General features: G+C 49.9%; 17 protein-coding genes. 8 read left to right on the top strand and 9 right to left on the bottom strand.

Annotation, left to right across the window (positions count from 1 at the left end; genetic code table 11):
• Positions 1 to 35: 35 nt before the first annotated feature.
• Entirely contained in the window at positions 36 to 437 is a 402-nt protein-coding gene (locus H8K29_RS07000) for a hypothetical protein (RefSeq protein ID WP_186882925.1), read from the bottom strand.
• Between the two features lie 311 nt (positions 438 to 748).
• Between H8K29_RS07000 and H8K29_RS06995 the strand changes: the two genes are divergently transcribed.
• Positions 749 to 2,305, top strand: coding sequence for a sigma 54-interacting transcriptional regulator (locus tag H8K29_RS06995; protein ID WP_186896987.1), 1,557 nt, complete (start codon positions 749 to 751; stop codon positions 2,303 to 2,305).
• Positions 2,306 to 2,336: 31 nt separating this feature from the next.
• On the opposite strand, the gene H8K29_RS06990 is transcribed toward H8K29_RS06995, so the two are convergent.
• Positions 2,337 to 2,756 carry a hypothetical protein gene (locus H8K29_RS06990; RefSeq protein WP_186896986.1) on the bottom strand — a complete coding sequence of 140 codons (420 nt, stop codon included), beginning with the start codon at positions 2,754 to 2,756 and terminating at the stop codon, positions 2,337 to 2,339.
• Positions 2,757 to 2,930: 174 nt separating this feature from the next.
• On the bottom strand, positions 2,931 to 5,162 hold the full coding sequence (locus H8K29_RS06985) for a serine/threonine-protein kinase (protein ID WP_186882928.1): 2,232 nt from the start codon (positions 5,160 to 5,162) through the stop codon (positions 2,931 to 2,933).
• 394 nt (positions 5,163 to 5,556) lie between these two features.
• Between H8K29_RS06985 and H8K29_RS06980 the strand changes: the two genes are divergently transcribed.
• Complete coding sequence (locus H8K29_RS06980; RefSeq protein WP_186896985.1) at positions 5,557 to 7,629, top strand: AidA/PixA family protein; 2,073 nt, start codon at positions 5,557 to 5,559, stop codon at positions 7,627 to 7,629.
• 74 nt (positions 7,630 to 7,703) lie between these two features.
• On the opposite strand, the gene H8K29_RS06975 is transcribed toward H8K29_RS06980, so the two are convergent.
• The 5 genes from H8K29_RS06975 to H8K29_RS06955 form a co-directional block, all read right to left on the bottom strand.
• The gene (locus H8K29_RS06975) at positions 7,704 to 7,916 is read right to left on the bottom strand and encodes a hypothetical protein (RefSeq protein ID WP_186882930.1); all 213 of its coding nucleotides are present in this window, start codon (positions 7,914 to 7,916) and stop codon (positions 7,704 to 7,706) included.
• A gap of 121 nt (positions 7,917 to 8,037) precedes the next feature.
• Positions 8,038 to 9,231 (bottom strand): FAD-dependent monooxygenase, encoded by a 1,194-nt coding sequence (locus tag H8K29_RS06970; RefSeq protein WP_255423287.1) that lies wholly within the window; start codon positions 9,229 to 9,231, stop codon positions 8,038 to 8,040.
• Entirely contained in the window at positions 9,232 to 10,584 is a 1,353-nt protein-coding gene (locus tag H8K29_RS06965; protein ID WP_186896984.1) for an aminopeptidase P N-terminal domain-containing protein, read from the bottom strand. It abuts the gene before it with no gap.
• 5 nt (positions 10,585 to 10,589) lie between these two features.
• Positions 10,590 to 11,303, bottom strand: coding sequence for an N-acetylmuramate alpha-1-phosphate uridylyltransferase MurU (gene murU / locus H8K29_RS06960; RefSeq protein WP_186896983.1), 714 nt, complete (start codon positions 11,301 to 11,303; stop codon positions 10,590 to 10,592).
• A gap of 10 nt (positions 11,304 to 11,313) precedes the next feature.
• Positions 11,314 to 12,381, bottom strand: a complete 1,068-nt coding sequence (locus tag H8K29_RS06955; protein ID WP_186896982.1) for an aminoglycoside phosphotransferase family protein — start codon at positions 12,379 to 12,381, stop codon at positions 11,314 to 11,316.
• Positions 12,382 to 12,479: 98 nt separating this feature from the next.
• On the opposite strand from H8K29_RS06955, the gene H8K29_RS06950 reads away from it, so the two are divergent.
• From H8K29_RS06950 to H8K29_RS17905, 6 genes are all read left to right on the top strand, one after another.
• Positions 12,480 to 14,768 carry an LPS-assembly protein LptD gene (locus tag H8K29_RS06950; protein WP_255423286.1) on the top strand — a complete coding sequence of 763 codons (2,289 nt, stop codon included), beginning with the start codon at positions 12,480 to 12,482 and terminating at the stop codon, positions 14,766 to 14,768.
• A 179-nt stretch (positions 14,769 to 14,947) separates the two neighbouring features.
• A complete protein-coding gene (locus tag H8K29_RS06945; RefSeq protein ID WP_186896981.1) occupies positions 14,948 to 16,279 on the top strand; it encodes a peptidylprolyl isomerase in 1,332 nt (443 codons plus the stop codon).
• Positions 16,279 to 17,322, top strand: a complete 1,044-nt coding sequence (gene pdxA / locus H8K29_RS06940) for a 4-hydroxythreonine-4-phosphate dehydrogenase PdxA (RefSeq protein WP_186896980.1) — start codon at positions 16,279 to 16,281, stop codon at positions 17,320 to 17,322. Before H8K29_RS06945 ends, pdxA begins: the two co-directional genes overlap by 1 nt.
• Entirely contained in the window at positions 17,319 to 18,095 is a 777-nt protein-coding gene (gene rsmA, locus H8K29_RS06935) for a 16S rRNA (adenine(1518)-N(6)/adenine(1519)-N(6))-dimethyltransferase RsmA (RefSeq protein ID WP_186882936.1), read from the top strand. Before pdxA ends, rsmA begins: the two co-directional genes overlap by 4 nt.
• Positions 18,096 to 18,151: 56 nt before the next feature.
• Positions 18,152 to 19,798, top strand: coding sequence for a glucose-6-phosphate isomerase (gene pgi / locus H8K29_RS06930; protein WP_186896979.1), 1,647 nt, complete (start codon positions 18,152 to 18,154; stop codon positions 19,796 to 19,798).
• 214 nt (positions 19,799 to 20,012) lie between these two features.
• Complete coding sequence (locus tag H8K29_RS17905; RefSeq protein ID WP_255422771.1) at positions 20,013 to 20,138, top strand: hypothetical protein; 126 nt, start codon at positions 20,013 to 20,015, stop codon at positions 20,136 to 20,138.
• 104 nt (positions 20,139 to 20,242) lie between these two features.
• Here H8K29_RS17905 and gloA read toward each other — a convergent pair whose 3' ends face one another.
• Positions 20,243 to 20,641 carry a lactoylglutathione lyase gene (gene gloA, locus H8K29_RS06925; protein ID WP_186896978.1) on the bottom strand — a complete coding sequence of 133 codons (399 nt, stop codon included), beginning with the start codon at positions 20,639 to 20,641 and terminating at the stop codon, positions 20,243 to 20,245.
• Positions 20,642 to 20,689 lie beyond the last annotated feature (48 nt).

Raw genomic sequence — 20,689 nt, 5'->3', positions numbered from 1 at the left:
CAGGAGGTGAAATTGATACTGACTACTTAAACAATTCAGCGTGACTTTGCTCGAGCTGCTTGAGCGGCATTGAATGTGGCGGAGTAAGTGGTCGTGGCACCGCCAAGTTCACCACTATATTTAATGGCAATGTCACGCGTATCAACAGGTGCGTAATATCTGAAAAACACCCTGACTGCCGGACGCCAGATAAGGTTAACAGGGCAATGCCGACTTTTGGAAAACAAACCGCTATGCGTTTGTTGCAGCAGTATCGGGGTATCATCCATGTTGCCATCTTCGATTTTGCGCAGCAGCTCATTGCGTACTTCGTAGTAATAAATATCATCACTGATCAGACGCGCGGCAACTGTGCGGGCAAGATGTGCCTGCAATGCAAAAACGGCGGCTAACAGCAGCAGCCCTAAACTTACTATTATCCAAAACGACTGACTCATTTTTATTCTCTCTGCATTCGCAGATGCGGGCATATTTTCTGTTTGAAAATAACCTCACGATTTCTGATGCCCACTTCTATGCGATTTTTCGGTGTTCACATCAATACCGACATGAATATTGATATTTATTTGATCACTACTGCAAGCCGTGTGCCAATTCAGTGCTTTGCAGGAATGCCCGGTAATCCCTGGCTATAGTCGAAAAAAAGAAAGAATTCTTTATTGATTGACATGTCAACACAGCGAATTTACATTCAATTCTTTACACGTTTGCTTATCTATTTCATTTCATGAACCAAACTGATCTGACAATGACCTCGCCTTCTCTGACTTTGCAGAGGGAAGAGCGGCCACTGCTTGGGTTGACCATCGTCTGGCATCCTGATGCGCAAAGAATAGGTGAGCAATTTATAGCAACGAATACCGATGGTGTCGTTGAACTGAGTCGGTTTTTGCCAATGTTTCGCCATCCGGCGGGTGATGGTTTGCCGTTGGGATACGGCGGTGTCTCGCGAGAGCCTTTGCGGATTTTACGGACATCCAGCGACCACATCGTCATACAGCCGCCGGAGAGCCGGATGGTGGTTGAATTAAATGGTGTAGAAATTCAGGGCGCTCATCAATTAAGCCCGGAACAGATCACTGCGGGAGCGATCCTGGGGTTGGGCAGGGCAATACTGATTTGCCTGCACTGGATGCGTTGTTTACCTAAAAAAAATGACATCGCAGGTCTGATCGGTGTCGGCAGTGCCGCGATTTTATTGCGCGATCAGATACGTCAAATTGCAGTGATGGATTTCCCTGTCTTATTGCTGGGGGAAACCGGTACAGGAAAAGAGATTGCCGCACGTGCGATTCACGCGCACAGCAAACGTCGCCATGCAAGCCTGGTCACGGTCAATATGGCGGCGCTGAATGAATCGCTGGCAGCTGCTGATTTGTTCGGTGCCGTCAAAGGTGCCTACACCGGTGCTCAGCAGGCGCGTAAAGGCTTATTTGGCGAAGCTGCCGGAGCCAGTCTCTTTTTAGATGAAATCGGCAATACGCCTGCGACGATACAGCCTATGTTGTTGCGGGTTCTGGAAACTGGTGATTATCGTCCTTTAGGTGCGCAGCAGGATATGCATTCCAGCGCGCGTTTGATTGCGGCGACCGATCAGGATTTATACAGCGAACATTTTAATCAGGCACTGTTGCGTCGTTTGGAAAGTTTCGTGATTCAGTTGCCGCCGCTACGCAGCCGACGTGAGGATATCGGGGTGCTGCTGAAGCATCTGTTGGACGAGAGTCGCGCAGTGAGCCTGACACTGTTGCCTTCGTTGAGCGTGCCGTTGGTCAGTGCCATTGCCAATTATGATTGGCCCGGCAATATCCGCCAGCTCAGTCATGTGTTGCGTCGTATTTTGCTGGCGTTGCAGGCCGGGGAATCGCCTGATTTCGCGGCTCTGGTACAGCCGCGTAATGGACGCATCAATGAGGATATTACGGCTTTCAACGTCGGCAGCGTAGCAAGTAACACCAGTCATGTGACTGAGTGCACCAGAACAGCAGGGGCAGCGGAATCAGCAAATGACCTGCCTGTACTGCGCAAAAAAATGAACGAGTTCAGTGAAGCCGAAGTACTGCAAGCGATGGACAATAATGATTGGTACATACAGGGTGCCGCTCAGGAACTCGGTATCTCCCGCCCATCAATGTATAAATTGCTGGAACAGCATAGCGCGATACGCCGCGCTGAGCAGATACCTCTGGAAGAAATACGCCAGACACTGGCAAGCAGTGCTGGCGATATTGAAGCCTGCGCGGCCATCCTGAAAACTCCGAGTGAGGCTTTGCGGCGATTTTTAAAGGTATTGCCGGTTAGCTGAAGGATCCGGCAATACTCTCTTTACGAGTTTATCAGCCTGGTTCGCCCGTACCCACTTGCATTTCCGGGTCGGGTAAGTGGTATTGATAGCCACTGACTGTCACATACATGCTGAAAGTCCAGGTACCATTCGGTGTTTTTTCGCTGAATGTCAGGCTCCACCCTGCATTGATCAGATCGATCATGGAAAATTCCAGCCCCTGATAACCTGTAAATGGATTGCGTGCAGGCGTCTTATCGATAACAGGATACATTTTTAAAGCGGCAAAGCTGCAGTTTTCTATCGAGCGATTAGTAAAACCAAACCTCAGGGTATCCCCACTTTCAAAGTCGGGATGGGGAAGCTGAACATCTGAATCTTGCAAATAAAAAGCCCCACTTGCGGTTACTGACGACAAATCAGGGGGGTCAACTGGATCAGGTAAGGTCAGGAGAAATACGTATGCAGTCATATTTTTCTATAAAAAAGTTGAGGTTATATGAATCAGTCAATCAATAAATCAAGAATTTAAAATACCAGGTAAAACTAAGTATTACCAGTTGCCGCAGTTGTTGTTTCTCTTTATTTTTCGCTTTCCTTTCTCTTCACTCGCTTAGTCATTTTCCATGATCAACTACCCCCCCGCTCATTGCTCATAGCGTGCATCTTTTCTGAGTGCCAGCAAATCGGGTTCTGCTTCGATAAATTTACGCGGGTATCCCTTTTTCATGGCCAGATGAATTTCTTCGAGAGCCCGCGCACGATTACTCAGCAATTCGTATGCCAGCCCCGCGCGAAAGTGCACTGTCGCATTTTCTGGTAATAATTGCAGGGCTTTTTCTGTGTATTGCTGCGACTCTTTTTCATTACCTGCGCGCGCTGCATATACGCCCATCTGCGAATTGATCGTCGGGTTGTCGGGCGCGCGTAATAATCGGGGCATGAGTAAGTCTATGGCTTTTTCGTAGGCGTTTTTCGCCTCCTGCTTACGCCCTGGCATCCATAACAAGGCATCGCCTAAATTTGCCCAGCCCAGATAGTCGACGGGGTTTCCTTTTGCCGGTGACACTGCATTTTCGAATGCATCGACGGCCGCTGGATAATCACCACGCATAAATAAGATGTTGCCTAAATTACCGTAGAGCATGGCACTGGGTCTGATCTGCAAGCCCTGCTGCAACACTTGCATCGCCGCACTACTGTCTTTTTTTCTGGCTAAGATTGCCGCCAGATTTGCATACGCAAACACGGCGTCCGGTTGAATTTCGATACTGTGGCGAAAGGCTTGCTCGGCTTCATCAAATTTGTCTTCCTGAAAAAATGCATAACCCAGTAAGTCAGCAAAATGTCTTTCAGATGGATGCAGGTTTAATTGTATTTTCGCGTATTCCTGCGCCTCACTATACCGGCGCAGGGTTGTTAATATTTTGATTTTGCCAAACCAGGCAAAAATATTCCCGGCATCCAGCGATAGTGCTTTATCGTATTCAAGTAATGCCCGCTCTGCTTTTCTTTGCGCGGCTAAGGCTTTGGCTTGTGCAACATGGCTCAAGGCCAGTAATTGATTCAATTTCAGGGCTTGCTGTGCACTGGCATCGGCTTGCCTGAGCAAGGTTTCATCGGGTAATTCAGTTTCATAGCGATAGCTATACACCAGTGATACACCTGCTACTGCTGCTGCATTGTTCGGGCTATGCTTGAGTATGGTTTCGAAGCTTTGCTGGGCTTTGTCTAGACTGCCGGGGCGGTCGAAGAGTTTTAATGCCTCAAGCCCCTGTTGCATCGTCAGGGCTTCGGAATAAGGTTTGAGCAGGCTGGTGTCGAAATTCAGATAAGGTATCGCTTTCCACGCACCGAAGGCGAGTAATACGCTGGCGCTGATTGTCATCAGAATGCGGGCGGGCTTACCGCGTAGCCGTCCGCTTGCAGAGGGGGAAACCTTGGCTGGCGCATGTTGTGTCAGAGTCATGGCTTCGGCTTTCATTGACACCGTGCCAGAGCTATCAGTGTTCTGCACCTGCTGTATCTGCGTGATCACTTGTTGCATATCGGGCAGGCGGCGCTCTGCCTGGCGAGTGGTCATTGCAATCATCAGTTGAATCACGGCGGGCGGTGTCAGCGAAGGAAATTCCCAACTATCAGAATTGGCCTGCATCAGTGCCGCAGCCAAGGCAAGGCCATTGAGATTTGCGAATGGTCGTTTTCCACAGACGCTTTCGTACAGGATTACGCCTAACGCATAGATGTCGCTTTGCGGGGTGGCGGCAGAGCCTGTCATGCGTTCAGGTGCCATGTAGGCGATGGTTCCCTGAGGGTCTAGCTGATTCAACGAGGTCGTTAACTGCGTGTCTGCGTGTGATGCCAGACCAAAATCGAGAATGCGTACGCGGCTATCAGGTTCAAGCATGAGGTTGGAGGGCTTCAGATCGCCATGTGTCAGACCTGAGACATGGGCGACCTGCATTGCTTGTGCTACTTGCAGCACAACATCCAACGCTTGCGTTGTTTCCAGCGGGCCTTGCTGTAATCTTTGCTTTAAGGTTTGCCCCGGCACCAGTTCCATGATGATGGCAGGCGGATCAAACTCATCCTCAATCGCAAACACTTTAACGAACGCGGGATGTTGTAAGGACGCGGCCAGCCTCGCTTCTTTTATCAGGCTGGCGGTCGACGAGTGGCCGTCAAGACTTTTCAACTGTTTGATCGCGACATAGCGTTGCAGCTTGCTATCCCATGCCTGACGCACTTGTCCGAAGCCACCTTCGCCCAGACTTTTTCCCATTTGGTAATGTCGTAAATTCACAGAGTCATCCGTGTGTACTGGATGGGAAGGCTGTTCCTGATCGTCGGATTTTGGTAGGGCATCGCTGTTTGACATGTGTTACTGGGCTCCTGCGTTGGCGGCGCAAAAGAAAATCATCTTTTGCTCTGGGTCATCGCCAGAAATATAGCAAGCTATGAAGTGAATGTAAAAACTTCTTGCAGTGCAGTATGTCAACGCGATTTTTTACATGTCAACGATCATGCTGCGACACGCTTTCTCATTACGTGCGCGGTACGATTTGATCCGCTTCTTCTATGGTTAAAGGGCTAAATTCTTTGTGGTGACAGCGTTTCCAGGTTCTATCACTGTTACTGTTTATGCGCGGAAATATTCTGGCACATGATTTGCAATTGCATTGTTGAAAGCACATGTCAGGTCAACAAAATTGTTTGTTGACCTGACTATGCTGCAAGGTTGATGTTGAGAATCATGCATTCCGGAGAGCGCTATGAGCAATTTGGTCGTCAATATCAGTACCACGAGAAACGAAAAACTTTTGTGGCTGATGGCAACGCTGTCGGCAGGCTGTGAGACCGCACCCAGTATAGGTGTTTGCACACCGGTGTTATTGTCAACGTTGAGCAGCGTGACTATTCCAGCAGGATTTTCTGGTCGTTTATATTTTTTTTGCACTGATGACCAGAGTTCGATTCCGACAACGCCATCGGCGATAACGACGGCGTTAGCGCTGCGTTACGATTGGATAGAAATCACCTACGATGGCTCGCCAACGGCATGTGCGAATCTCACTTCGGTCGATCAGTTTGGTCTGGCGATGAGTTTGAGCACCTTGGATGCCGCAGGCGGCGTGTTGCAAAGCGTTGGCTATCAAACCGACGCGGCTACCTTGATTCAACAATGTCAGGCGGTGGCACCTGATGCGATTGTGAACGATGGCTCGCAGCAATTTGTGCGGGTCGTCTCGCCTTTGCATATGCCTGCTGCTTACCCAAGTCTGCAAACCTATCTGGATGCTTTGGAAGGACAATCCCTGCGGCTGACAGGAGAATACGATGGAGGTAAGGATGCGAAGGGGTATTTCCATAGATCCAGAAGCTTTGATTACAGCTGTGAATTTGATCTCAGCCAGTTGAATTTGCGATTGACTGCTCATCCGGACAGCCAGATCACCGGCACAATTCAGATTGCCAGCGCCGATTTTATGAAGATGATTTATGCCTGCGACGGTCAGTTTAACGTGCCGCGCAGCAGCGCTGGCCCATTTCAGAATGGCATAGGTGACTCTGTTGGTTTCAATGATCCCTGGTCTGCCGTGGTACGTAATTTTATTGCCGGATTTAATCTTGGCTTTTATGGATATTCGCCAAGCCTCAACCAACATACGTATAACTGTAATCATAGCTGGAACTGGCTGCCGCAGTTCGCATTCCAGAACACGATGACGGGTACGCCTGATTACAATCGATATGCGGCCATTGTGACGGCTGCGTCGAATTCTTACGGCTTTCCTTTTGGTGATTTACTTGGCAAACCATTGGTCAGTCTTGCGGATACGTCGAGCTTGCAGGTCACGCTGTTTGCCGATAATGAATCTGGCGGTTATACGCCACTGCCTGCGACCAGCCTCAGCCCGGTGGCTAGCCTGAATCCTCAGGGCACAGGAGAGACTTCGCTGGCCGTGATTTTTGATGCAGGCGTTGGTCAGCCCCATCCCTATCCTGGCAAATTGATTTTTGAAAATGCCAGCTACTCCTTCGGTCAATACTGCTGGTTCGATCATCAGAACCCATCCATCAGCAGTGCCCCCGGTAATTGCACGATTAACTGGGTACCCTTTACACAGAGTGAGATTTGTCAGTATCAGTTTTCTATACAAAACAAGCCATTTAATCTTTATCTGCAGTTTGATACGGCGGGAAATATTCTGCAAAGCGTCGTCGATGGTGGTTTAACTGCGACCGTGAGCGCGACACATCAGCAGATCACTATTTCCGGTATTCAGAATCACATTGCCCCCTTGCCTGCAAAAAGTGAGACACCTGAAACAGTCGATATTCTGTGCGTAATTGATGCCACAACATTGATGAAGGCAGTTAAAAACGGTCTCTTGCATTCTGGTAGCATCGCGCAGCCAACGCCACTGGGATCGAGGGACGATTCTGACGCTTTTATTTTTATGATTGCTGATAGTGATTATGTCGTCAATGATCAGACAAAGTCCGAGTTGACGGTCAAATGTAAAGTGGGAGATACGCTGCGTTGGACTATTACGAATCCATCCGCCGGTCTTAATTACAATTGCATGTTGTATGATTTTACGATTGGATCTGAAGGTGTTATATCCAATCCTTCTGTGCAGGTCACACCTTTGGCATCTTATTGCAATAATCCGTTGAACCCGATTTTGTCTTTACCTACCGCGTATATGGCAGCACCGTGGACCGCAGAAGTATTGAAAACAGGCAGTGTTCAATATTCGTGGGCGCTGCAGATTATCAATGCCAAAACCGGACGTACTGAGGCATGTTTTACGTGGGCCCCAATTATTAACGTTGAGTGACAGATTAAGGGGGGAACGCAGAGATACGGTTGACGAAGGGCGTATTGCCCTTCGGATGGCGACGCAAATCTGGATTAGCGTGCGAAGGAAAAACGCAGTGCAAATTTCCTGAAATGGCGATAACTGGCACCAAGCTTTTGCAGGGAATCGAGTGATTCAGAAAGGGATTCGCCGTCTTTTGCAAAGCTGACGCGGAAATCTTCGTAGGCTGCTTCCAGCACAGTGGCGAGCTGGTGGTTGTATAAACGGCTGTAATTCAGTGCGCGTCTTTTCGTGCGTAATTTCATGGTGTTTCCTTAAATATTGGCAATACAGGGGCGGATTATAGCCTGTTTAAAAAAAGCACTGCGTTAAAAACCCCGTAAGGCAATCAATGCGAATATCAGACCTGATCAGCACTAATCCGCCTTATTCGCGCCAGCCGTACATCATATGTCCGGCCAGCACATCGCGTGCTGGTTTGTATATATCGACGACACTAAGACCCAAGCCCAGCAGCGATTGCATCAGTGAGCCATCTGGCGTACTGGCAAAGATGCGAGCCAGCGTATCGGTCAGGCGTATCGTGATGTTGCGGTCGGCTTGCCTTTGCCGGATGAATTGTTCCAATGTCGCCGCTGGCTGATCCAGTTGATGCGCATGGCGGCTCAGGCAACGCGCCAGCGCGAACGTATCACGCAATCCCAGATTTAGCCCTTGTCCTGCCACCGGATGCAAAGTCTGGGCTGCGTTACCTATGCTGACGGTGCGGGCTGTTGCATGTGCCTGCGCATTCAGACCTAGCGGGTAAGATACCCGTTCTGATGCCTTTTGCAGTTGCCCGATACGATCACCGAACGCCTGTTGTAAGGCTTGTTTAAAGTGCAGATCATCGGCTGCTAATAATTGCTCGGCCACAGCTGGACGCACACACCAGACCAGCGCATAACCATCTTCTTGCGGCAATAGGGCGAGCGGTCCTTGTTCGGTAAACCGCTCAAACGCCCGGTGCAGCAAAGGCTGATCGCTGGTGACATGTGCGATGATGGCGATTTGCTGATAATCGTGGCGGTGGGTGCGTGCAGACTGATCGGAAAACGTGCCACCTTCGGCTTGCACAACCACGTTGGCGCTCATGCTGCTGTTGTCGCCAGTGACAGGGTGTTGCAAATTCAGGCGCACATGATCGTCTGCTTCATCCAGACTGCTGACCAGTAAGGGGCGGTGAATCCGGATACCGGCGTGGGCGATCTCTCTTTGCATCGGTGCAATGATGTCGCCGTAACGCGCAACATAACCTAAGGCTGGCACCGCATAATCATTGGCTTTGATCAGGCTGCGTCCGAAATGCCCGCGCCGCGAGACATGAATTTCGCTGATCTGCGTTGCTTTGACTGGCCAACTGCCCGCCATCTCTAAAATTTGCTGACTGCCGGCAGACAGCGCAATTGTGCGTGCATCCTGCTCTGCCTGAGCGCTGGTTTTGCCATCAAATAAGGCGATCCGGTCTGCCGCGATACCCTGTTTATGCAACAGCAAGGCAAGTGCCTGACCGGCAGGGCCAGCGCCGCAAATGGCGATGTCGACATCATTGATAATGGCGTGCGTTGTTGGTTTCATCATTTATGTAGTACGCATTTCTGCTTCAATTTCTGCCACCGTTTTTGGTGTGGCGCTGGTCAGATTCCGATGGCCCTCAGCAGTGATCAGGATATCGTCTTCGATGCGGATACCGATATTCCAGAATTCTTTCGGTACATCGGGTGCTTGCTGTACGTAGATGCCCGGCTCTATCGTAATGACCATCCCTGCCTGCAAAAGACGATAAGGCTTTTCATCGCCGCTAAGTTCACTTTCTCGGTAATTGCCGACGTCATGCACATCCAGCCCCAGCCAGTGTCCGGTGCCATGCATATAAAAACGCCGGTAAGCCTGACTTGCCAACGCGTCATCAAGATTGCCGACACTATTTTTATTCAACAAACCGGTATCCAGCATTCCCTGCGTTAAAACGCGCAAGGCTGCGTGATGTCCATCTATATACCGGCTGCCCAGATGCGCGCAGTCCAGTGCTGCCTGCTGTGCTGCCAGCACGATGTTATACAAGGTTTTTTGTGCAGAGCTGAAGCGACCATTGGCTGGAAATGTACGCGTGATATCGGAAGCGTAACTGTTGAATTCGCAACCCGCATCGATCAGGATCAAATCCCCGTCTTTTATCTGCGCCCGGTTGCTCTGATAATGAAGAATACAGGCATTGGCCCCGCTGGCAACGATGGAGCCATAAGCAGGTGCTTGCGCACCTTGACGAAGAAACTCATGCAGTAATTCGGCTTCGAGTTCATATTCAAACTGACCCGGACGGGCGCTGCGCATGGCTCGCGTATGTGCTGTTGCAGAGATGCTGGCGGCGCGTTGCATCAGTACGATTTCTGTCTCGTCTTTGATCAGGCGCATCTCATCCAGCAGTACCCGCACATCTAAGGTATGGGCCGGAGCCTGAATCCCTGTGCGGCTTTTGGCACGTACCGCCTGTAGCCATTGATGTACCTGCGTGTCCAGATGCGGTTCGGCGGCAGTGCTGTAAAACAAGGTGCGCGCATCAGCCAGAAAATCCGGCATTTCAGTGTCGATATTGTCGATGGCATCAGTGAGATCGAAGCCGAATGTAGTTTTAGCAGCTTCCGGCCCGAAACGGAAGCCATCCCAGATTTCACGTTCGGGATTTTTTTCACGGCAAAACAACATCGATTTTTCTTCGTCTGCATTGGCGATCAATACCAATACCGCTTCGGGCTCATCAAAGCCGGACAGATAATAAAAATAGCTGTCGTGCCGGAATGGAAACGGATTATCGTTGTTACGGATATGTTCCTGTGCAGTTGGAATGATGGCGACACCACCGCCATGCTCCCGCATCAGCGCCATCAGTCGCTGGCGGCGGAGCTGGAAATGGGCATGGCTGTGTTTTTGCATTGCTTTCACCGCTTGAACGTCAACGGCGCATTGAGTGCATGTAACTGATCCGGAGTCCCAAGATTATGCCATTCGCCGCGATACAATTCGCCGCCGATGCGACCTGCATCAATGTATTCACGCAGCAGCGGGCCGAGCTTGGCGTAATCGCCGGGGCGTATGCTGGCAAACATTTCCGGGCGGTACACGCCGACATTTGCAAAGGTATGTCTTGGTGTGCCTTCGTTCGAGAGACCCATCAGCGTCATTGCAAAGTCGCCACCCGGATGAAAGGAGGGATTTTTCACCATGTAAAGCCAGGCGATATCCCGTTGATCTGTTGGATGCGGATTGCCCCATGGATCATTGTCTTCCAGCGTGTTCAGACATTCTTTAAAATCAAAATGCGGAATGTAAATATCGGCAGAAACAACGACAAACGGATCGTCGCCGATCAGAGGCAGGGCTTGGGCGATACCGCCGGCGGTTTCAAGTGCATTGGTTTCCGCCGAATAACGGATTTGCACACCGAATTGAGAACCATCACCCAGTGCATCTTCTATCATATGACCCAGGTGCGCATGGTTGATGACGATGTCGGTGATGCCTGCCTTAGCCAGATTCAGTAAGTGCCAGACGATCAGCGGTCTGCCACGCACCTTCAGTAAGGGTTTAGGGCAATCATCGGTCAGCGGGCGCATGCGTTCACCGCGTCCCGCTGCGAGTAACATGGCTTTCATTTTGGTCGCCTCAGAATGTATAGCCAACTTGTGGCGCGGTATTTTCTAATTCATCAAGTAATCGCAACAGCGGCACCAGTTCTTTATAACGATGTGCGGTCTTGCGTATATATTCCATGACAGTTGGAATGTCTGCGAGATAGGTGTCTTTGCCGTCGCGATGTGAGAGGCGAGTAAAAATACCGAGAATTTTCAGATGACGTTGTAAGCCCATCCATTCAAAGTCGCGGTAAAAATTGTCGATGTCGGTCGGAACCGGCAAGCCTGCACGTTTGGCCTTTTCCCAGTAACGGATGGCCCAGTCGAGCACCATTTCTTCATCCCATTGTACATACGCGTCACGTAATAAAGACACCAGATCGTAAGTAAGGGGACCATATACTGCATCCTGGAAATCAACGATGCCGGGATTGCCTTTGTCCATCCACATCAGATTACGCGAGTGAAAATCGCGGTGTACAAAGACTTGTGGCTGCGCCATTGCGCTGGCGAGCAGATGATCAAAGACCTTGTCCAGCGTTTTAGTTTGCGTTTCTGTAAGGGCGATACCCAGATGTTTGCCGATATACCACTCAGTAAAAATATTCAGTTCACGCAACAGAAATGCGCGATCGTATTCAGGCAAAACATCCGGCTGGCTCTGGGTTTGCAGCAAGACCAGGCTGTCTATCGCATCCAGATACAGTTTATGAGCGGTGTCATTATTCAGTACATGGGCATAGGTATGTTGCCCCATATCGCTGACCAGCAGAAAGCCTTGGGTCAGATCTTGCGCAAAAATTTCCGGTACAGATAAATTCATTTGCCGGAACAGATCGGCAACCTTGACATAGGCGGCTGAATTTTCTGTGGCGGGTGGGGCATCCACGGCGATCAGGCTGTTGCCACTTTTTGTGTCAATCCGGTAGAACTGGCGAAAACTGGCGTCGGCGGACGCCGGACGCATCGTTTCTATCAGCAATTCCTGATCCGGAAGATTTGTCAGCCATTCACGCAGAGCGAGGCGGCGTTCTTCTTTTTTATCCGGCAAAGCGGGATTTTGTGTCGGTGTTTGCGTCGGTGTAACGGTGGATGACATGGGTAAAATAATAAGAGAGTTAGTTTGTCTGCACTGTTCAGCTGGTTTTCTCAGCATTTCACCTATAATAGGCGACTGATTTCTGGCGGATTGTCTGAATGATACCGACCAGCATGCTTGCAAAACGCTTACTGACCTCTGAATACATGCGCAGGAAACCCGTATTATCTCACTCACCGCTGATGTTTCCTACTATCCCCGCGATTGTCGTGTCGGTGCTCGTACCGGCCTTCTTTGCGCAGGCGCAGGCGCAAACAACAGCTCCTCAGAGCTTTGAGGAAGATCTGGTACTACGCCAGAAAAATAATCAAACCAAAGCCGACGATAAAAACGCTCCGACAACCGTGCAGTCAGAACGTCTGTGGGGAAGGCCAGAGCGATTTATCCACTTTGAAAATGATGTTGAAGTGGTAAAAGGTGCGACGACCATGAACGCAGATAAGGCCACTTATCGCTTTCTTGAAGACGAGGTCGACGCCGAAGGGAAGGTCAGTTTGCAGCGTAATGGTGATTGTTACAAAGGGGATAGCGCTCGCATCCAGCTTGATTCAAGCTCCGGCAATGTGATCAACCCTGTGTACAAACTGTTGCGTAACAACGCGCAGGGCAAAGCGGAAAAAATCGATTTTATTGATGAAGAGCGTTCTCTCATTCATCAGGGAACTTACAGTACTTGTGATGGGCTTGATCCGGATTGGTATTTGCGCGCTGAAACACTGGACCTCGATACCGGTCTTGATAAAGGGATCGCAGGCAAATCCGTACTGTACTTTCTGGGAACGCCAATTCTGGCGACGCCTTCGCTGACATTTCCGTTGTCAGGCGCGCGTCATTCAGGTTTCCTGCCACCGGTTTTCGGCGCTTCATCCAAGGGTGGTGCAGAATTTGCCTTACCCTATTATTTCAATATTGCACCGAATCGTGATCTGACTTTATATCCTAAGGTGATTTCACGTCGTGGCTTGCAGCTTGGTGCTGAAGGGCGCTATCTGGGCGAAACCTATCGTGGCGAAACCAGTCTTGAGGGGCTCAATAATGATCGCGTCACGAATACCAATCGCTATGCGCTGACGTCTGTTCATCAGCAACAACTGCTGCCAGAGCTGGCGCTGAACTGGAATCTGAATTACGCGTCAGACGATAATTATCCGTCGGATTTTTCAAATTCGATTACCAAGACTTCGCAGCGTTTATTATTGCGCGACATTAATTTCACGTATACCGGATCGTTCTGGAATCTGAATTTACGTGCCAGTAACTATCAGGTGCTGCAGGATTATGCAGCACCGATTGATCGGCCGTATGATCGTTTACCGCAACTGCAATTTCATGCCGAACAGCATGATGTGAAAGGATTTGACTGGTCCGCAGATGCAATGCTGACGCGCTTCTGGCATCCCACGCAAGTCCGTGGTGACAGGCTGGTTCTGAATCCACAGGTCTCGTTCCCTATGGTTGAGCCTGGCTATTTTGTGGTGCCGAAAGTTTCTTTGCATGCGACCACTTATCAGTTGTCCAATATCGTTCCCGGTCAGGACCCGAATTTCCACCGTGTCGTTCCGACTTTTTCTGTTGACAGTGGCCTGGTGTTTGAACGGCAATCCAGTTTGCTGGGGAAAGAAGTCACACAAACGCTGGAACCGCGCTTGTTCTATGTACGTACACCGTATCGCGAACAGTCTGCTTTCCCTAATTTTGACAGTGGTGTAGCTGATTTCAATTTCGCGCAGATTTTCAGTGAAAATCGTTTTACCGGCCAGGATCGCATCGGTGACGCCAATCAGATTACCGCCGCACTGGTTTCCCGCTATATCGAAATGGATGGCGAGGAAAGACTTAAACTTGCGTTGGGGCAACGCTTTTATTTCAATACCCAGCGCGTGACGCTGGATAACGTGAACAGCCCGAGTCGTTCAGACTTATTACTGGCAGCATCTGGAAAAGTCTCACCGACTTTGTCGGCAGACGCCGCTTTGCAGTTGAATCAGAGTACCCATCAGTCGGTGCAGGCAAGTTATGGTATACGCTGGCAACCCGAAGTAAAAAAAATCTTGAATCTGTCTTACCGCCTGCAACGGGATACATTGAAACAGCTCGATATATCGGGACAATGGCCGATTGCGAATCGCTGGTATGCCGTCGGTCGCAGCAATTATTCTCTGATGGATAAGCGCGTTGTTGATGGTCTGGTTGGTTTCGAATACAAGGCCGATTGCTGGTCTTTACGCTTCCTCGCGCAGCGTTTTGCGGTGAACAGTACCAATAATAATTCAGGTTTTTCAATTCAGCTTGAACTGAACGGTTTAGCGCGATTGGGTATCGGTAATAACCCGATCGAGGCGTTAAAAAGGAATATCTCCGGTTATCAACCGATTAGTGAGCGTTAATTGACGTTCGTTTAGACGAGAAAAAAGTCATTGACGATTTTCTCTGCGGCAATGTCAGGATGTGGTTGTTTGTGAAATGAGAGCTAACGTGTATATTGCAACTTTTGCGCTCTCAGAACACGCTGCTCTGACGCCTTGCTTAACCAGATTTTTAGAACATTATGCGACATTTATTGCACATGAAACAAAGCACTTTTATTTCTGTTTTGGCCGTTTCCGCAAGTTTGCTGACAAGTCAGTTCAGTCTGGCGCAACAGGCTTCAGCCCCTGCTAAACCGCAAGCCATCAACAGCATTGCCGTGGTCGTGAATGATGAAGTGATCACTCAGCAAGAGGTTAATGAGCGCATAGTGTCTGTTGAGCGCCGGCTCAAAGCGCAGGGAACCGCCTTGCCTGACCGCGCCGAATTAAAGAAGCAATTAATTGAACGTCTGATTGTTGACCGTGCCCAGTTACAGCTGGCCAAAGAAAATGGTATGCGGGTTGATGATGTGATGCTGGATCGTACCTTACAGCGCATGGCCGAGCAGAATAAAATGAATCTGCAGGAATTCCGCAATCAGATCGAACGTGAAGGCACTTCATTTGCGCGTTTCCGCGAAGAAATCCGCGACGACATCATGATGCAACGTATTCGCGAACGTGAAGTGGATAGCAAAATTTTGATTACTGAATCAGAGATTGATAATTTCCTGGCAGCAGAAGCCAGTGCCAAAGTAGGCAAGCAAGAAATCAACTTACTGCATATTCTGGTTCGTATTCCTGAAAATGCTACTGCCGAGCAAATCGCTTTGCGCCGTAATCGTGCTGAAGAAGTCGTGCAGAAATTACGTTCTGGCGGTGATTTTGCCAAGCTGGCCGTGACTTATTCTGACAGCGCTGAAGCCTTGAAAGGTGGCGATATCGGGTGGCGTGAACAAGATCGTATTCCACAGTTGTTTATTGACGCGATCAATAAAATCAAGGTTGGCGAATTCTCTGAAATCGTCCGTAGCCCGAATGGCTTTCATATTTTGAAACTGGTCGGGAAGCGTGCCGCCAGTGAGGGCCAGCCTGCAGTTGCGGCGGTTCAGCAGACCCGCGTTCGCCACATCCTGATTAAAGCGAATCAGATCGTGACTGAAGCGGAAGCACGTCAGAAATTACTGGACCTGAAAAAGCAGATAGAAAATAAAACAGCGACATTTGAAGAGTTGGCTAAAACCAATTCTGCTGATGGCAGCGCGTCCAAAGGCGGTGATCTCGGCTGGATTTACCCAGGCGATACCGTGAAAGAGTTTGAAGATGCGATGAATAAGCTCGCCATCAATGAAGTCAGTGATCCTGTGCAGTCGCCGTTTGGTTTTCATCTGATTCAGGTGCTGGAACGTAAAACCGAGGATCAGTCTAAAGACCGCCAGCGTATGACGGCACGTCAGGCTTTACGCGAACGTAAATCGGATGAAGCGCTGCAGGACTGGCTGCGCGAATTGCGTGACCGTACCTATGTTGAATACCGGGAAGATCAATAATGCCTGAACCAAGATTGCCGGTCATTGCCCTGACGGTAGGAGAACCGGCAGGAATCGGACCGGAAATCTCGTTGCGTGCGGCATGGTCTTTACGTCACGAAGTCCGACCAGTACTGATAGGGGACGCTGCTTATCTGGCGATGCTGGCAAATGAGATTGATCCGGCCATTCGCCTGATGGCAGTCTCGATCGAAGCAGTCAGAAATTATGGCTTGTCCGCCATCCCCGCAGATCGAATGAGCGTCATTGATTGCCCGCTGAGTGCGCATGTCGTTGCCGGTCAGCTTGATCCGCGTAATGGCCGTGCGGTATTGCATACATTGGATGTTGCTATCGAAACGGTGGAGCAAGGCTGGTGTGATGCTGTCGTTACTGCCCCTTTGCAGAAAAGCACGATCAACGATGCTGGTGTCAAATTCAGTGGTCATACAGAATATTTCGCAGAAAAAACGCATACACCACAAGTTGTGATGATGCTCGCCTGCGAAGCCAACGCTCATTTGCCTCAAGCTTTACGCGTTGCGCTAGCAACCACGCATTTACCATTAAAAGACGTTCCGCAGGCGATACAGCCAGAACATTTGTTGCGCACGATACAGATCATCAATATTGACTTGCGAGACAAGTTCGGTCTGTTGCAACCACGCATTCTTGTCTCTGGTTTGAATCCCCATGCCGGTGAAAACGGTTATCTCGGAACTGAAGAGATCAACGTCATCACCCCCGTGATTCAGCAGGCGCAAAGCATGGGCGTCAATGTCAGCGGCCCTTATCCGGCCGACACATTGTTCCAGCAAAAATATCTGGCGGATGCGGATTGCGTGCTGGCGATGTATCACGATCAAGGCCTTGCGGTTCTCAAGCATGCGAGTTTCGGGCTAGGCGTCAATATCACTTTGGGATTGCCGCTAATCCGTACCTCCGTCGATCATGGCACGGCGCTCGACCTCGCTGCAAAAGGCGTGGGACACGCCGATATCCGCAGCATGCAGGTCGCGATACGCACCGCTGCTGTTATGGCAAAAAACAAAACATCATCATGAAACATATTCCACGTAAACGTTTCGGTCAGAATTTTTTGACCGATCAATTGGTATTGAGCCAGATTATCCGCTCTATCAATCCGCAGGCTGGTGATACGATGGTTGAGATCGGCCCTGGTCTCGCCGCGATGACGCGCTTACTGCTCGAAGGTGTGCCGCAGATGCATGTGGTCGAGCTCGATCGCGATCTGGTCGCCCGTCTGAAGAAAAGTTTTTCTCCCGAAAAGCTGATTGTGCATGAAGGCGATGCGCTTAAATTTGATTTCTCCTCTATTCCTGTACCGGAAGGAAAGAAATTACGGGTCGTCGGTAATTTGCCGTACAACATTTCCAGCCCCTTGTTGTTCCGTCTCGCTGAAATTGCACCGCTGGTTCAGGATCAGCATTTTATGTTGCAAAAAGAAGTCGTTGAGCGCATGGTCGCAACGCCGGGTAGCAAAGCGTATGGACGTTTGTCGGTCATGTTGCAATGGCGTTATCACATGGACTTGTTATTCATTGTGCCGCCAGAGGCTTTTGATCCGCCGCCGAAAGTGGATTCGGCGATTGTGCGCATGATTCCTAAAGCTGAAATGCTGGCGTGCGAGCAAAAAAACTTGGAAGCCGTTGTGACCAAAGCATTTTCGCAGCGACGTAAAGTGGTGCGGAATTGCGTCGCCGGGATGTTTACTGAGCAACAGTTAATTGATGCCGGTATCGATCCGCAAGCGCGGCCTGAGACGATTGCGCTTGAACAATATGTCAATCTGGCTCGCCTTCTGCCTGCTGCATAATTTCTGCGTAACTGCGGATTAATTTTTCACTTTCAGTTCACATTGGTTTTGACGATATGAATATTACGCTGACACCGGAATGGTTATCCCTGTTAGAACATCAAAAGCGCCTGGAGAAGACGCATTTACGCGATCTTTTTGCACAGGATAGCCAGCGATTTCAGCGTTTTTCATCAGAGCTGGAAGGACTTTTGGTCGATTATTCCAAGCAACGTCTGGATCAGCCTGCGCTCGATAGCCTGATGGCATTGGCGCGTTTAGCCGATGTTGAAGGCTGGCGAGATCGCATGTTTTCCGGTGAAAAAATTAACATCAGCGAAGACCGCGCTGTGTTGCACACCGCTTTGCGCCACATGGATTACAAGGCGTTTCCGGCAGTCGACAATGATGTGATGCCGCAAGTGCGTGCAGTGCGCAAGCAGATGCGCGACATTGTTGAACGCGTGCGCAGCGGTTTATGGCGTGGCTTTAAAGGCGATGCGATACAGAATATTGTGAATATCGGTATCGGTGGTTCCGATCTGGGCCCCAAGCTGGCAACCCGCGCACTGTCAGCTTTACAGCATCCGCATCTGAAATTTTATTACGTGTCGAATCTCGACAGTGCGCATCTGGCACCTTTACTCGAAGAGCTCGATCCGCGCACGACGCTGTTTGTGGTGGCATCCAAAACGTTCACCACGCAGGAAACCAGCATTAATGCGCATACTGCACGTACGTGGCTGATGGCAGCCGCGATGGAGGAATGGGCGATTGGCAAGCACTTTATTGCGGTCACTTCCAGTCCGGCCAAAGCGCATGAGTTCGGCATCCCCGATAGCAATATCCTTGAAATCTGGGATTGGGTCGGCGGTCGTTATTCTTTGTGGTCGGCCGTGGGATTGTCGGTGGCGCTGGCGATAGGCATGAATGGCTTTGAGCGCCTGCTGATGGGGGCGGAAGCGATGGATACCCATTTCAGAACGACGCCGCCGGAGCAAAATCTGCCAGTCCTGATGGCGCTGATTTCGATCTGGAATACCAATTTCCTCGGTGCGGAAACCACAGCGATACTGCCGTACAACGAATCTATGCGCCATTTGCCGGCATTTTTACAGCAATTGGAAATGGAGTCGAATGGCAAAGCGGTTGATCGTGATGGTCAGGCGTTAACTTGTCATGCCAACCCCATCGTCTGGGGCGAGATTGGCGTGAATGGGCAACATGCTTTCTTCCAGTTATTGCATCAGGGCGGTTGGTTGATTCCTTGCGATTTTGTGGTGGCCGCTTCCAGTGATTTCCCTTTACCCGGGCATCAGGCACCATTGCTGGCGAATTGTCTGGCACAAAGCGCGGCACTGGCATTTGGCAAAACCGAGGCACAGGCACGTGAAGAGTTGACGCAGGCGGGGCTGAGTGAGGTGCAGATTGCGAAACTGCTGCCGCATAAAGTGTTTGCCGGTAATCAGCCTTCGACCACGATACTGATGCCCGGTCTTGATCCTTTCCAGCTTGGGATGCTGTTGGCACTGTATGAACATAAAGTTTTTGTGCAGGGCGTAATCTGGAGCATTAATTCATTCGACCAATGGGGGGTTGAATTAGGTAAACAACTGGCGAACCGCTTGTTGCCGGCGATTTTAGGCGATCAGTCGAATGATGCACAGTTGGATACATCGACCAGCGGCCTGATTGCGTATTTCCGCCGCTACGGGCACGTCTGATTGTTGGCGTGCATTAGCTGACATTGCTGTTAGCGAATTGGTTCAGTGCCTGATGCCGGGCTATCGTCTTACCGCTCACAAAACACGTCCAGGCATTAAAGGTTAAATAATGAAAAATACTTAATCAATGAATAATTGATTCAAGGAAACTTCATTGACCTCACAGGTCTTTAGTTGCTATAAAGAAAGACTTTCTTTTGTCTGAGTTTTGCATATGTGGACGGCCATTTTTACCGGTTTATTACTGTTGTTTATTCTGAGTATGCTGTTTCTGGCAAAAGCAATTAATCAGATGGTGAGTCGTCCGGACGAACAGGAAAAAGAGCCTGAGCAAAGGTAGCGGAACCGCTGCTTGTCTTTTGACTCGCATGGAAAAAGCGCAGAATTTCTGCGCTTTTTTATTTGATCTGGTTCGTACAGCAATAGGGCTTATTGCTGCGAACCTTACAGGCTAACCTCAGACATACGCTGGATGAATTCAATTTTATAACCGTCAGGATCCTGTACAAACGCAATCACCGTACTGCCACCTTTCACCGGGCCAGCCTCACGTGTCACATTGCCGCCGCGTGCTTTGACGGCTTCGCAGGCCGCATACGCGTCAGCGACAGCAATCGCAATGTGTCCATACGCGGTACCCATGTCGTACTGCTCAACACCGTAGTTGTAGGTCAGTTCCAGTTCTGCGTGGTCGGGGTTGCTGCCGTAGCCGAGAAACGCCAGCGTGTACTTGTATTCAGGATTATCCGACTGGCGGAGTAATTTCATACCAAGAACTTCGGTATAAAAAGCGATGGATCGTTGTAAGTTACCGACGCGTAACATGGTGTGCAGAATGCGCATGAGTTTTCCTTTATATACTGGGGGGAGTAAATCAAATTTATTCAAAAA

Origin of the sequence: Undibacterium sp. CY21W, from assembly GCF_014284265.1 — a bacterium.
Lineage (GTDB): Bacteria > Pseudomonadota > Gammaproteobacteria > Burkholderiales > Burkholderiaceae_D > Undibacterium > Undibacterium aquatile.
The sequence above is the reverse complement of the archived record's forward strand: the minus strand, read 5'-3'. Positions and strand labels throughout refer to the sequence as shown.

Coding starts and splice junctions, on each gene's coding strand:
- H8K29_RS07000 (WP_186882925.1), bottom strand. CDS start 437: ATGAGTCAGTCGTTTTGGATAATAGTAAGTTTAGGGCTGCTGCTGTTA.
- H8K29_RS06995 (WP_186896987.1), top strand. CDS start 749: ATGACCTCGCCTTCTCTGACTTTGCAGAGGGAAGAGCGGCCACTGCTT.
- H8K29_RS06990 (WP_186896986.1), bottom strand. CDS start 2,756: ATGACTGCATACGTATTTCTCCTGACCTTACCTGATCCAGTTGACCCC.
- H8K29_RS06985 (WP_186882928.1), bottom strand. CDS start 5,162: ATGTCAAACAGCGATGCCCTACCAAAATCCGACGATCAGGAACAGCCT.
- H8K29_RS06980 (WP_186896985.1), top strand. CDS start 5,557: ATGAGCAATTTGGTCGTCAATATCAGTACCACGAGAAACGAAAAACTT.
- H8K29_RS06975 (WP_186882930.1), bottom strand. CDS start 7,916: ATGAAATTACGCACGAAAAGACGCGCACTGAATTACAGCCGTTTATAC.
- H8K29_RS06970 (WP_255423287.1), bottom strand. CDS start 9,231: ATGATGAAACCAACAACGCACGCCATTATCAATGATGTCGACATCGCC.
- H8K29_RS06965 (WP_186896984.1), bottom strand. CDS start 10,584: ATGCAAAAACACAGCCATGCCCATTTCCAGCTCCGCCGCCAGCGACTG.
- murU (WP_186896983.1), bottom strand. CDS start 11,303: ATGAAAGCCATGTTACTCGCAGCGGGACGCGGTGAACGCATGCGCCCG.
- H8K29_RS06955 (WP_186896982.1), bottom strand. CDS start 12,381: ATGTCATCCACCGTTACACCGACGCAAACACCGACACAAAATCCCGCT.
- H8K29_RS06950 (WP_255423286.1), top strand. CDS start 12,480: ATGATACCGACCAGCATGCTTGCAAAACGCTTACTGACCTCTGAATAC.
- H8K29_RS06945 (WP_186896981.1), top strand. CDS start 14,948: ATGAAACAAAGCACTTTTATTTCTGTTTTGGCCGTTTCCGCAAGTTTG.
- pdxA (WP_186896980.1), top strand. CDS start 16,279: ATGCCTGAACCAAGATTGCCGGTCATTGCCCTGACGGTAGGAGAACCG.
- rsmA (WP_186882936.1), top strand. CDS start 17,319: ATGAAACATATTCCACGTAAACGTTTCGGTCAGAATTTTTTGACCGAT.
- pgi (WP_186896979.1), top strand. CDS start 18,152: ATGAATATTACGCTGACACCGGAATGGTTATCCCTGTTAGAACATCAA.
- H8K29_RS17905 (WP_255422771.1), top strand. CDS start 20,013: ATGTGGACGGCCATTTTTACCGGTTTATTACTGTTGTTTATTCTGAGT.
- gloA (WP_186896978.1), bottom strand. CDS start 20,641: ATGCGCATTCTGCACACCATGTTACGCGTCGGTAACTTACAACGATCC.